We start from the raw sequence: 13,841 nt of genomic DNA on the forward strand, positions 1-13,841 counted from the left end.
AAACATATAGGGAGTCATTTAATTTTTAAGGTAAATTGAATGAAAAAATTTTGGAAGTATTTATTAGCACTCCTTCTAGTGCTAATCGTTATCGCAATTGCCTTTCTTTTTAGACCTGTTACGTCTAAGGCAATCAAAACTAAAAGTGATGAACCCATTGTCGACGTTGTACTGATCGGTGGCGGTATCATGAGTGCCACTTTAGGTGCTTACCTCAACGAACTACAACCCGATTGGAATGTTCGCATGTATGAACGTCTTGATGCAGTTGCTCAAGAAAGTTCAAATGGTTTTAACAATGCGGGTACAGGTCACTCAGGCTTTATGGAAATGAACTATACCGAAGAAAAAAACGGTAAGATGGACGTTTCTAAAGCCGTCAATGTGGCGAGTCAGTTTGAAATTGCAAAACAATTTTGGGCGCATCAAGTAAAACAAGGTGTATTAAACACACCAAATACCTTTATTAATCCTGTACCGCATATTGCCTTTGTATGGGGTGACAATGTGGAATTCATGGAAAAGCGCTATGCCGCCATGATCAAAGAACCATTATTTGCAGGCATGAAAATCACTGAAGACCCAGCTAAAATTAAGCAATGGGCGCCTTTAGTTATGGCTGGTCGTGATACGCAACAAAAACTCGCAGCGACACGTATGGACGTTGGCTCTGACGTGAACTATGGCGCGATCACAACTCAACTGGTCAATCATCTGGAAAAAAATCCAAACTTCAAACTCAGAACGTCAACTGAAGTAACTGGTATCAGTAAAAATGATGACAATACGTGGTCAGTTGCGTTTAAAGATTTGAAATCTGGTGAAGTCAACCATGTCAAAACACGTTTTGTGTTTATTGGTGCGGGCGGTGCAGCCATTAAATTATTGCAAATGACTGGCTTACCAGAAGCAAAACAATATGCTGGCTTCCCAGTTGGTGGCGAATTCCTTGTTACCGATAATCCTGCAATCACTGAAAAGCATACAGCTAAAGTTTATGGTCGTGCGGATCTTGGTGCACCTCCGATGTCAGTACCACATATTGATACACGTTATATCGATGGTAAGAAATATGTATTGTTTGGGCCATTTGCAACCTATTCAAACAAATTCCTGAAATATGGTTCGCAACTTGATTTACTTGCATCTACCAACAAGAACAATGTGTTGCCAATGGCAGCGATTGGCTTACATAATGCTGACCTCGTACAGTATTTGGTTAGCCAAGTATTGATGTCTGATGAAGATCGTTTCAATGAGTTGAAAAAATACTACCCAGAAGCTGATCCGAAAGACTGGCACTTACGTCAAGGTGGTCAACGTGTACAGATCATCAAGAAAGAGCCGGGCAAAGCTGCTAAATTGCAGTTTGGTACAGAAATCTTTGCATCTGAAGATAAGTCTGTAACGGCACTTCTTGGCGCGTCTCCAGGTGCTTCGACCTCGCCTTACATCATGTTGAACTTACTTGAAAAAGCATTCCCTGAACAAACAGCTGGGGAATGGAATGGCAAACTTCATGAAATCGTTCGTTCTTATGGTCAAGACCTTGCAACAGATCCAGCGTTGCTAGATCAAATCCGTCATTACACCAGCTCTACTTTAGGCTTAACCTACTCAACGCCTGCGAACTTAGTTCCTGCTAAAAAAGTAGCTCAAGCGGAAGCTGTAGCTCAATAAGTAAATCCCTAGATCCATCAAAAGGGATGAGTTACAACTCATCCCTTTTTTATTGAGTATGCCCTTCTTTGCTCTACTACATCACCCATGTTTACAGCATGCTCCCGTCGTGACTTGAGTGTATTGAACGTCAATATGCAGTCCGCACTTTTCTGTTGCACTACTTGATTGAAAAAAACTATTTGTGCTCATTAGCCCTCGCAGTTTGCTATTCTTGATTGTTACCAGACAACTGTATTTTTTTGTCTTATTTCTCACTATTATGAGCACATGTGACAGCATCAACATTTTTTATTCAGTAACCTCAACTGCAATTTACCCTTTTCCGAGAGCATTCTTGGACGCGCCGCCGCTATCGGTGGCATCTTTATGACGTCTAATCATGCGCTTGGTATTTTGTAATCTAATTCATATGAAAGACTCGTTACCTGCAACATCTGGCCGCTCTAAAGTTATTATTTTTTCCGTCTTGGTATGGTTGGCTCTTTTATGCCTCCAATCCGCTTATATTGTGATCATTGGCGGTAGCACTTATCTGTTTTGGACGTCGTTGGGGCTGTTGGTACTTCATCTATTGAGTTTCAGACCAAACACTTTTAAAAATCGAACAGCTTTGGTGTTCACGACCTTCCTGCTGATTTATTTAGCGTTAAACTCTCTTTTTTGCACTTATTTAGTGTTAGCGTTCTATTGTATTTTTTATTTATATTCAGGACATTATCGATATAAAAAACTCATCAAACTGGCGGGGTTATTTTTAATTTTAATCGTCTTTGCACTTTATCAAGCTCAATCTTTACATGAGTTAAAAGAAAAATACGCAGCTCATGATACAGGTGAAACATGGCAACAGTACGGTGCTTTATGACAACCCAATAAAAAACCCCACAATGATTTGCGGGGTTTTTTATTAATAGCGTTGTTTTAATCCTGCGAGTCAGGATACAAAAGACGATTTCCCGGGCCAATACGATTCATATGCAAGAAAGACATATGACGTTCATATTTATCCAAAATATCATTAATCACCTGTTCTTTGGTATAGCCAACTAGATCATTGTCCTGAGAGCCCTCATATAAGAAGGTTTCTAAACGATAATAGAATTGTTTACCCCGTTTACCCCGTTCACTAAAGTTTGGCGCTGTATAACGCACAGGCCAGATTTGGTAGACAAAATTATGTTCTTCTTCCAAATAAATCGTGAGATCAAGATGATACAGCGCATCGTTTTCTTCAAGCGGTGTGCTGGTCACATCAACCTGCATACCCTGCTTAATTAACTCATCAGCAACCGTTTTCACCGCAGGATGACACACAGTATCTAACATGTGACATGTTTCGGTTGTCCCCGGATGCTTCATCACACGCCGTAAACGCTGCTTCCAGTTTAGAATATCAACATTACCCACTACTGGTGCAGCATTGAGGCTTCGACTGGCATTGCGGTAGTCTTCCAAACGTAAAGATTTATACAATCCCGCCATCACCAACAGCATCACAAAACTAAATGGGAGTCCCATGATCACCGTGGCGCTTTGTAAGGCGGTGATACCGTTTGCCATTAACATCGCAAGGGTCAGTAAACCAATGGCAACCGCCCAAAAGACACGCAACCAACGTGGTGCATCATTATCAATATTGGAAAATTTGGTAGTGAAGTTACCCAATACCAAGGCGCCAGAATCGGCAGAGGTCACATAAAATAGCAAGCCTGTAATCGTGGCAATCCCAGCGACAAATGCAAACCATGGATATTGTGCCAATAGGTCATAGAAACCATGTGCAGGATCAGTGAGAACCGTTTGCGCCAATGCCGTATTGCCATCAAAAATGACATTGTATAAGGCACTATTTCCGAAGATAGATAACCATGTAATGGTGAACAATAAAGGAATAATTAAAGTGCCACAGACAAACTCACGAATGGTTCGCCCACGAGAAATACGCGCTAAAAATAGCCCAACAAATGGTGACCAAGCCACCCACCATGCCCAGAAGAAAATGGTCCAGCTATTCATCCATTCAGTCGGTTGCTCAAACGCAAAACTATCTAAAGCCAAGCTTGGAAAACGACTGATATAATCACCAAAGTTTTGTACCAAAGCATTCAGTAAGAATTCGGTATTACCCAAAAATAAAACAAATAACATTAAGCCAATGGCGACATAAATATTAATTTCAGATAAAACTTTAATCCCTTTATTGACCCCAGCCGTCACAGAAATAATCGTGACAATGACTGCAACTAAGATTAAACCAGACTGAACCCATAAGCCCTCAGGCCAATCAAATAAAACATGTAGACCATAATTGATTTGAACAACAGCGATACCACAGGTTGTGGCGATACCAAAAATCGTTCCGATCACGGCTGCTGTATCGACAGAATGCCCGATCGGACCATCAATTTTATTACCAAAAATGGGATACAACGCGGAACGAATAGTGAGCGGCAAGTTATAACGATAGCTAAAGTAGCCTAAAGCCATGCCCATCAAGGCATACATCCCCCAACCCGTCAAGCCGTAGTGAAATAATGTCCACACCATACCTTGACGCGCAGCTTCATAGGTTTGCCCCTCACCGACAGGTGGGTTCATATAATGAGACAAGGGTTCTGCCACCGAGAAGAACATTAAGTCCGTCCCGATCCCTGCGGCAAATAGCATCGCAGACCAACTCAATAAACTAAATTCAGGTTTTGAGTGTTTTGGTCCAAGCTTGATATCGCCATAACGAGAACAGGCAATAAAGACCACAAAGACTAAATAAAGCGTTGCTGCAAGTAAGTAGTACCAAGTAAATGTGGAACTGACCCAACCCAAAACCGTATTCAATACGTGATTGGCGAAATCATTAAACAAAATCGTGGTTAATGAAAATATTAAAATTATGAGCGCTGAAACATAAAAGACCACACGATTGAGATGGTCTTTTGTTTGAATAGATGAATCATCAACTGCTCTTGGATTATCTGTCACCATACAATCCTCAAGGAATTCGAGAAAAAAAGAAAATATCCATCGTTGTCTTCTCCCTATTTAAACAATAAAGAAAAGACCATTCTGAATAAAAAAATGAAAAATAAAGGTCATTAACCGAAATTACATAACTTCTGGTTCTTCAATAGGATGAGGTGTTGACCTCGTAACCACATGCGGTGGCTGAAGGTTGTGTTTATCCTGCTTAAGTGCTTTGGCTAAACCAAACATATAAAGCAAAATAATCACTGAGAATGGCAATCCACAGAGTACAACGGCACTTTGCATCGCATCGAAACTACCCGCCAAGAGTAGACCAATGCTGACAATAGTAATCACCACAGACCAAAAGATACGCAACCAAATAGGTGAATCACTTTCATTGCTACCTCCTTTCGAAGATAGATTTGCGATCATGAGTGTACCCGAACCCACTGGAGTCAAAAACAAAACGAAACAAATCATAACAACAATCCCAGCAATATAAGGATTGAAAGGCAAATATTCGAGAAATTTAAATAACGATAATGCGGGGTCAGCCAGGACCATTTCCCCTAAAACCTTTTGTTTTTGATCTAAAATTAAATGAATGGCGGTATTTCCGAAAATCGAAATCCACGCCAAAGTAAAACCAAGTGGAACAAGACATACACCTAAAACCACTTCACGAATGGTGCGTCCTTTAGAAATACGCGCGATGAACATACCAACAAATGGCGCCCAAGCAATCCACCATGCCCAGTAAAATACCGTCCATGAACCTAACCATGTATTTGCTTGCTGATCGTACAAATACATATCAAAACTTTTGGCAATAAACTGGCTCAGGTAGTCCCCTACGTTTTGCACTAAACCATTGAGCAGATGATTGGTCGGTCCGGTTAAAAACACAAATAATAACAACACATACAATAAACGCAGATTAATACGAGACAGCCAAGCCAAGCCTTTTTCAATCCCGATCACCGTGGTGATCGTTGCCACAAACATCATCAACAGCACCACTGCTATCAGCGTTGTATGATTATTAGGGATATCAGGTAACAAATAAACAAGACCAGAGACGAGGACTAATGCGCCTATACCCAAGTTGGTGACCAATGAAATAACCGTGGCTAAAATACCAAATCCATCGACGAAATCCCCGACCCAGCCATAAATTCGCTCACCAAAGATAGGATAAAGGGCTGAACGCAATGCCAGTGGCAAATCTAAACGGAAAGCAAAATAACCTAATGTGACACCGATCAAGGCATACAGCACCCAACCATGAATACCCCAATGTAAAAAGCTATACATCATGGCATCTCGCGCCGCCTGAACTGTGCCGCCCTCACCTTCTGGTGGCCTTAAGAAATGATCAACAGGTTCAGCAACACCGTAATACAATAATGCGATACCAATACCTGCTGAAAATAGCATCGACACCCAAGCCATATAACCAAACTCAGGTTTATCGTGATCTTTTCCCAGTGGGATTTGCCCAACTCGCGAAAAAGCCAACCATGCAACAAAGCCTAAACAAGCAACAATGACCAACATGTAATACCAGCCAAACAATTGGTTGACTTGCTCTTGCACATAGGTGAGCCAAAACTGACTTTGCTCTGGAAACAGCACAAACAATAGGCCGAAAACGCCAATACTGATTGCTGAGCTCCAAAAAACAAATAAATTTAATCGAACGCGTTCGGATGTAAATCCAGCATTACTTTTTGACACCATCTGGTTGCTCCTTGCAATCGGTGTATTCTTATTACTTCAAATCTTGACCAACCAATCAAAAATTCATTGATTTTTACAGATCATACTTTTTATTGATTGAACGTTCAATCAATAAAAAGTATGATAAAAAAATGTTATGATGTTCAACATTGAGAAATGTTAAATAAAAAGTACCTGAATCGGGCTTTCAATGGATCAACATGACAAAACGTAGAGTAAAACCTGAGCATGTGCGACGCGAAGAAATTATCAGCGCTGCATTCACCGTGATTTATGAAGTAGGGTTATCCAACACCACCATTGCACAAATCGCAAAAAAAGCTGAAGTATCAACGGGCATTGTGAGTCATTACTTTGGTGACAAACAAGGACTTATCAATACTTGTATGCAGGAAATGCTCAACGTTTTACGTCAGAAAACAGATCAATACAAAGTTGAAGCTGATTCACATCCTGAAAGCCAGATTAAGGCGATTATTGATTCCAACTTTGATATCAGTCAGGTCAATAAACAAGCCATGCGCGTCTGGTTGGACTTTTGGTCTGCAAGTATGCATCTACCTGAACTGGGTCGTTTGCAACGCATTAATGATCAACGTCTGTATTCAAACTTGAAGTTTTATTTTCTCAAGTTACTCGATAAAGAACAGGCCAGCATTGCCGCTCGCGGATTAGCGGCATTGATTGACGGATTATGGCTACGCGGCAGTTTAAGCAGTCATGATGAGTTTGACAGCCAACTTGCCCGTTCCATCGCCTATGACTATGTCAAAACGCAATTACAATTTGCGAAAAAACCTTTGCAGGAGAAACAGAATGAGTGATGCACACGTTCATCAACTATATATCCACGGACGCTATGTTGAAGCAACCAGTGGTAAAACATTTAATAGTATTAACCCTGCCAATGGTGAAGTGATTGCAACACTTCAACAAGCCTCGCAACAAGATATTGAAGCCGCAGTTCATAGCGCGCAACAAGGACAAAAAATCTGGGCTGCTATGACAGCCATAGAGCGTTCTCGTATTTTACGCCGTGCAGTTGACATTTTACGTGAACGTAATGATGAGCTGGCGCAACTTGAAACACTCGATACTGGTAAAGCCTACAGCGAGACATCAACCGTTGATATCGTCACAGGTGCCGATGTACTTGAATACTACGCAGGTCTTGCGACTGCAATTCAAGGCGAACAAGTCCCGCTTCGTGAATCAAGCTTTTTCTATACTCGCCGTGAACCACTCGGTGTGGTTGCTGGGATTGGTGCTTGGAACTACCCGATTCAAATTGCTTTATGGAAATCTGCCCCTGCACTTGCAGCAGGCAATGCCATGATTTTCAAACCAAGTGAAACCACTCCCCTAACCGCATTTAAACTTGCAGAAATTTATACCGAAGCAGGTCTTCCTAACGGCGTATTTAACGTTGTACAAGGTGCTGGTAGTGAAATTGGACAATGGTTAACTGAACATCCAATCATCGAAAAAATTTCATTTACTGGTGGAGTCGAAACTGGCAAAAAAGTTATGGCCAGTGCCGCAGGCTCTACCCTTAAAGAAGTCACCATGGAACTCGGTGGTAAATCACCACTGATCATTTGTGCCGATGCAAATATCGACCGTGCCGCAGATATTGCGGTGATGGCCAACTTCTTTAGTTCGGGTCAAGTCTGTACCAATGGTACCCGTGTCTTTGTACCAAAAGCCCTGTTAGCTGATTTTGAAGCGGCCATCGTCGAACGCGTAAAACGTATTCGTATCGGTGATCCGATGAATCATGAAACTAACTTTGGTCCACTTACCAGCTTTGCTCATATGGACAAAGTTCTCTCTTATATCAATGCAGGCAAGCAACAAGGTGCCAAATTATTAATTGGTGGCGATCGTCTCACTGAAGATGCTTTTGCACAAGGTGCTTACGTTCAACCTACCGTGTTTAGTGACTGTACCGATGATATGCGGATTGTACAGGACGAAATTTTTGGGCCAGTCATGAGTATTCTCAGTTATACCACTGAAGAAGAAGTGATTCGTCGTGCCAACAATACCACCTTTGGTTTAGCCGCTGGCATCGTGACTCAAGATATCAGTAGAGCACATCGCATGATTCATCAGATCGAAGCGGGTATTTGCTGGATCAACACATGGGGCGAGTCCCCTGCTGAAATGCCAGTCGGTGGTTATAAACAATCTGGCGTTGGGCGTGAAAATGGTTTAACCACTTTGGGACATTACACCCGTATTAAATCCATTCAAGTTGAGCTTGGTGATTACCAAAGCATTTTCTAAAAAGCATTGCGCTTTATCTTCACTTGATCAACTGAATCACGATGTATTCAGTTGATCATGCAACAATAAAGGCTAATTATGAATAAGCAAGAATTCGATTACATTATCATTGGCGCAGGATCTGCCGGAAATGTTCTCGCAGCACGTCTCACAGAAGACCAAGATGTGACTGTTTTATTATTAGAAGCAGGCGGTCCAGATTATCGTTTAGATTTTCGTACACAAATGCCAGCAGCTTTGGCTTTTCCTCTACAAGGTCGCCGCTATAACTGGGCGTATTTGACCGATCCAGAACCACATATGAACAATCGTCGTATGGAATGTGGACGTGGTAAAGGACTAGGCGGTTCATCCTTAATTAATGGGATGTGTTATATCCGTGGCAATGCCATGGATTTAGATCAATGGTCAACGCTTAAAGGTCTTGAAGACTGGACTTATGCAGACTGTTTGCCTTACTACCAAAAAGCAGAAACGCGCGATATTGGTGGCAATGACTATCATGGTGGCAATGGCCCTGTTTCAGTCGCAACACCTAAAAATGATAATAATGTGTTGTTCCACGCAATGGTTGAAGCAGGCGTACAAGCAGGTTATCCACGTACCGATGATTTAAATGGCTATCAACAAGAAGGTTTTGGCCCAATGGATCGTACTGTGACACCGCAAGGTCGTCGTTCAAGTACAGCTCGTGGTTACTTGGATATGGCAAAAGGTCGTCCAAATCTCACCATCGTAACCCATGCAATGACCAATAAAATCTTGTTTAACAATAAACAAGCGGTTGGTGTTGAGTACATCATTGGTACTGATCAAGCCAACATGAAACAAGCACAGGCCAAACGTGAAGTATTACTATGCGCAGGTGCAATTGCATCGCCACAAATTTTACAACGCTCAGGTGTTGGTGAAATTACCTTCCTCAAATCTATGGACATCGAAGTTGTACAAGATCTTCCTGGTGTAGGTGAAAATCTACAAGACCACTTAGAAATGTACTTGCAATACAAATGTAAGCAACCTGTTTCTCTTTACCCAGCATTGAAATGGTATAACCAACCCGCGATTGGTGCTGAATGGCTGTTCCTTGGCAAAGGCATCGGCGCAAGCAATCAGTTTGAGGCAGGTGGTTTTATCCGCAGTTCAGATGAGTTTGACTGGCCAAATATCCAATACCATTTCTTGCCTGTTGCAATTAACTACAATGGCAGTAACGCGGTAAAAGAACATGGTTTTCAAGCCCATGTTGGTTCGATGCGCTCACCATCACGTGGTCGAATTAAGCTGAAATCTAAAGACCCATTCGAACATCCAAGTATTTTGTTCAACTACATGTCAGCAGAACAAGATTGGCGTGAATTCCGCGATGGTATCCGTATTACCCGCGAAATTATGCACCAACCCGCACTTGATCCATATCGTGGCGAAGAAATCAGTCCCGGAAAACACGTGCAAACTGATGCTGAACTGGATGACTTTATTCGCAATCATGCTGAAACGGCCTACCACCCATCATGTAGTTGCAAAATGGGCGAAGACGAGATGGCGGTGGTTGATGGACAAGGTCGTGTTCATGGCCTACAAGGCTTACGTGTCATTGATGCCTCGATTATGCCGTTGATCATCACAGGTAATTTAAATGCCACCACCATTATGATGGCAGAGAAAATTGCTGATCAAATTCGTGGACAAAAGCTACCACGCTCCCAAGCAGACTACTACAAAGCTGGTACTGCTCCAGTACGCCAATCCCCTTTACGTCCATTTGCATAACCTAGTTAAGTTATGTTCAGCGCCTTAGCGATCTAAGGTGCTGCCAACCATTAGGAAAATTCAAATGAAAAGAATTTTATTCACTTTACCTTTGGGCTTTTTTTTACACACGGCTCATGCAACCGAGTCAACCACTGAAACAGTATCACCGTTTAGTGCCAATCTCACCGTTGCAAGCCAATATGTATCACGCGGCTTTCAACAAACATGGGGCAAACCAGCCCTACAAGGCGGTCTTGATTATGCACATCCCAATGGCTTGTTCGTGGGTACGTGGGCATCGACGGTAAGTGATCATTTTATTCGCGACGCTTCTGTAGAGTGGGATGTTTATACGGGTTATTCGCGTAGCTTTGGTGATCTTTCTCTCGGTGTCACTGTCGCTTACTATTTTTATCCAGGCGCAGAAACCACAGCTGAAACAGGTCATACCAGTTTTGACTATGGTGAAATTATTCCAGAGATTGCTTATGGACCCGTCACCGTCAAATATGCTGTGACTTATACCCAAGATTATTTTGGTAATAACTCAAAGACTTTAGGTGTAGGCAATGATCAGCACTCACGTGGTTCAGGCTATTTAGATGTCAATTGGCATCAACCGTTAGGTCAAGGTTGGTCTGCCGATGCTCATTATGGCAATCAACGTATTAAAAACTTTTCAGCAGCAAGCTTTCAAGATGCCAGTTTCTCGGTCAATAAAGAACTTCCTTATGATCTTGCAGCTAGCCTCATGTATAGCAAAGCATGGGACAAAGAGGATTATTACAAAGAATACAGTAATGGTAATCCGAATGCCCGAGTCTCAGATCCAATTGATTCGACTGTGACATTTTCCCTCACCAAAAGCTTTTAAGTGCTCAATTTAACTAAATTCCAATATCTGTTTAGATAGAGATTGCTTAGGCTATTTTAGTCATTTAAAACAAAAAAGCTGCTATTTCCAAAAATAGCAGCTTTTATTTTAGTCTAATTATGCTTTGATCAATTGAATATCCGATCCTGCTCGTTTTGGATCAATCAAGATTTTTGCATGTTGTTCTGGATCACGTAATGCATTAAAGGCATTGCTTACCCCTTCCAAGCCCACCACACCTGTAATCAGTGGTGAAACATCAATTTTACCTTCGGCAATCATATGCAAGGTGTCACGGAACTCCAGTGGCGTATAACCCAGCACATACTGGATTTCGAGTTCTTTATTGATCGCCAATGCAGGTTCGATCTTATCGCTTTGCATACAAACACCAACCCCCACGATACGTGAGAACAGTGGCGCACCCTCCAAGATCTGCTGCATGATACCTGCCACACCAACACACTCAAAAATCACTGGGCGCTTCGGTAACAAACCGAGTTTGTCACCCACACGCATTGCATTGACCCATGGCAATGAGAAAGTCTGAACTTTATCAAAAATGCCCATCCCCATATTAATTGCTTCAGAGACATTACCCAGCAAACCCAGCTCTTTCCAACTGCTAAATGGAGATTGCTGTTTAGGATCAATCAATATATCTGCACCGCATTGCTCAGCCAACTTACGGCGATTTGGTGAAAAATCACTGGCAACGACAGTTTTAACACCCATCGCTTTGAGCATAATAATCACACCTAAACCAACAGGACCACAACCGATCACGATTGCTGGCTCATTTTTCTTAATTCGGCTACGACGCACCGCATGCAAGGCAACAGCCATCGGTTCTGTCAGCGCAGCACTATCCGCATCCAAACCATTCGGAACTTCAAACATTAAACTGGATTGAACTAAAACTTGTTCTGCATAACCGCCTGATGCACTTGGTGAAAGACCTGTTGGCACATATCCTTGTGGATCAACATTGAGCAATGGCATCGCACAAACCAAAGTGTCTGCTTTTAATTTACGGCGTGTTTTTGGGCCATAATCCAATACCTTTCCGCAGAACTCATGACCGAAAACGAGCTTATCAGAGGATTTTGCAACCCCATTAAAACCGACTCGCGCTGCCAAATCATGCATATGATCACAGTGATGTTGCATATGTAAATCCGAGCCACAAATTCCACAACGTACCACTTCAAGTAATACTTGCCCTTTCGCGGGGACTAATTGAAAACTGTCTTCCAGCTTCAGCTCGGCATTATGACAAACTAACGATTTCATAGGATGCTTTCCTTATTGTTTTATTGCATTTGTTAGTTTTTCAGTTTTCTCAATTAAAACAGTCGGACTAACACATTTCATTTTAATTTTGACAAACTGCATTGTCAGAATCCATGACCTAAATATCAATATCTTTATCAAATGAGGTCAGCTAACCAAAATACTAAAAACCTCTCATAGGATTTCATTTCAATTTTTATCCTTATTTTTTATAGCAGTTTCAAAAATCATAGAGAAATTATCTTCGGTTATTTCATTTAAAAAAATCAAAAAGAGCTATTGCAATATATAGTGTCTTTATGACAATATATATTTATTGGCTTTAAGACACTATTTGGAGAGGTTAAAAATGGCGATTCAACTTATGACAGCTCAAGCGAATGTTCCCATCGAGTTTTTGCAGTTTTCAGGTGGCGAACGTCATATCGAACTCAAACAAAACGTGATTGATCAGTTGCAAGAAAGTACACATATCAAAGCCTCACTAAACAACAGCGCAGATGTGATGGATTACCTGTTATTGGAAAATGTTTTGATTGAGCAGGGAACTCGTCTTAGTGTTGAAATCCCCTATTTTCCTTATGCTCGCCAAGACCGTATCTGTGCCCAAGGTCAGGCCTTCTCACTAGATTTGATGACTAAGTTATTAAATAGCAATGCAGAAAAATTTGCAGGACAACGTCAAAAAATTGTGGTTTGGGATTGTCATAGCCAAGTCACTCTTGATCTACTCCGCCAAAACACCAGCTTCCAAGAGGTGATCAATATTGAGCCAGTCAAGATCATTGAGCAAAGTGAAGAACTGATGCGGATTTTATCGGCTGGCAATACAGTTTTGGTCTGTCCCGATGCTGGCGCAACCCAACGTACCCAAGTGATTGCCAATAACATCAATCCACAACGCCACCAGGCGATTGAGATGATTCGCTGTGAAAAGAAACGCGATCCAAGCACTGGAAAAATTAGAACAACGGCGGTGGATAGCCCTGATTTGACAGGAAAAACAGCAGTGATCACCGATGATATTTGTGATGGTGGCGCAACCTTTATTGGTATTGCCAAACAACTACGCAGCCTAAACTGCCAAAACATTATTCTGTATGTCACGCATGGCATTTTTAGCAAAGGTTTGGCGGTATTTGATGGATTGGTCGATCAGGTATTTACAAGTAACAGCTTGGCTCAATCAGAATCAACAAAACTCAAAATTATCAATTTCAAAACTAAGATTTAAAGTAAGAGG

Annotated in this window: 10 protein-coding genes; 7 read left to right on the plus strand and 3 right to left on the minus strand. The window is 41.7% G+C overall.

Features of this window, described 5'->3' with window-relative positions:
- Positions 1-39: 39 nt before the first annotated feature.
- Together mqo and EXE30_RS09115 are read left to right on the plus strand one after the other, a co-directional pair.
- Positions 40-1,680 (plus strand): malate dehydrogenase (quinone), encoded by a 1,641-nt coding sequence (mqo, locus tag EXE30_RS09110; protein ID WP_130162103.1) that lies wholly within the window; start codon positions 40-42, stop codon positions 1,678-1,680.
- A gap of 412 nt (positions 1,681-2,092) precedes the next feature.
- Positions 2,093-2,548: a hypothetical protein gene (locus tag EXE30_RS09115; protein WP_130162153.1), complete on the plus strand. Its 456-nt coding sequence runs from the start codon at positions 2,093-2,095 to the stop codon at positions 2,546-2,548.
- Between the two features lie 56 nt (positions 2,549-2,604).
- Here EXE30_RS09115 and EXE30_RS09120 read toward each other — a convergent pair whose 3' ends face one another.
- Both EXE30_RS09120 and EXE30_RS09125 read right to left on the minus strand, forming a co-directional pair.
- The gene (locus tag EXE30_RS09120) at positions 2,605-4,665 is read right to left on the minus strand and encodes a choline transporter (protein ID WP_130162104.1); all 2,061 of its coding nucleotides are present in this window, start codon (positions 4,663-4,665) and stop codon (positions 2,605-2,607) included.
- A gap of 120 nt (positions 4,666-4,785) precedes the next feature.
- Positions 4,786-6,387, minus strand: coding sequence for a BCCT family transporter (locus EXE30_RS09125; protein ID WP_130162105.1), 1,602 nt, complete (start codon positions 6,385-6,387; stop codon positions 4,786-4,788).
- A gap of 200 nt (positions 6,388-6,587) precedes the next feature.
- On the opposite strand from EXE30_RS09125, the gene betI reads away from it, so the two are divergent.
- From betI to EXE30_RS09145, 4 genes are all read left to right on the plus strand, one after another.
- Positions 6,588-7,211 (plus strand): transcriptional regulator BetI, encoded by a 624-nt coding sequence (betI, locus tag EXE30_RS09130; RefSeq protein ID WP_130162106.1) that lies wholly within the window; start codon positions 6,588-6,590, stop codon positions 7,209-7,211.
- The gene (gene betB, locus EXE30_RS09135) at positions 7,204-8,676 is read left to right on the plus strand and encodes a betaine-aldehyde dehydrogenase (RefSeq protein WP_130162107.1); all 1,473 of its coding nucleotides are present in this window, start codon (positions 7,204-7,206) and stop codon (positions 8,674-8,676) included. Before betI ends, betB begins: the two co-directional genes overlap by 8 nt.
- 78 nt (positions 8,677-8,754) lie before the next feature.
- Positions 8,755-10,449, plus strand: a complete 1,695-nt coding sequence (betA, locus tag EXE30_RS09140) for a choline dehydrogenase (protein WP_130162108.1) — start codon at positions 8,755-8,757, stop codon at positions 10,447-10,449.
- A gap of 64 nt (positions 10,450-10,513) precedes the next feature.
- Positions 10,514-11,305: a TorF family putative porin gene (locus tag EXE30_RS09145; RefSeq protein WP_130162109.1), complete on the plus strand. Its 792-nt coding sequence runs from the start codon at positions 10,514-10,516 to the stop codon at positions 11,303-11,305.
- Positions 11,306-11,422: 117 nt separating this feature from the next.
- Here the strand turns inward: EXE30_RS09145 and EXE30_RS09150 are convergent, their stop codons facing one another.
- Positions 11,423-12,598: a zinc-binding dehydrogenase gene (locus tag EXE30_RS09150; protein ID WP_130162110.1), complete on the minus strand. Its 1,176-nt coding sequence runs from the start codon at positions 12,596-12,598 to the stop codon at positions 11,423-11,425.
- Between the two features lie 349 nt (positions 12,599-12,947).
- Here EXE30_RS09150 and EXE30_RS09155 point away from each other — a divergent pair, with 349 nt between their 5' ends.
- On the plus strand, positions 12,948-13,832 hold the full coding sequence (locus EXE30_RS09155) for a phosphoribosyltransferase family protein (protein WP_130162111.1): 885 nt from the start codon (positions 12,948-12,950) through the stop codon (positions 13,830-13,832).
- The last annotated feature ends 9 nt before the right edge of the window (positions 13,833-13,841 follow it).

Source organism: Acinetobacter halotolerans, assembly GCF_004208515.1.
Taxonomy (GTDB): domain Bacteria; phylum Pseudomonadota; class Gammaproteobacteria; order Pseudomonadales; family Moraxellaceae; genus Acinetobacter; species Acinetobacter halotolerans.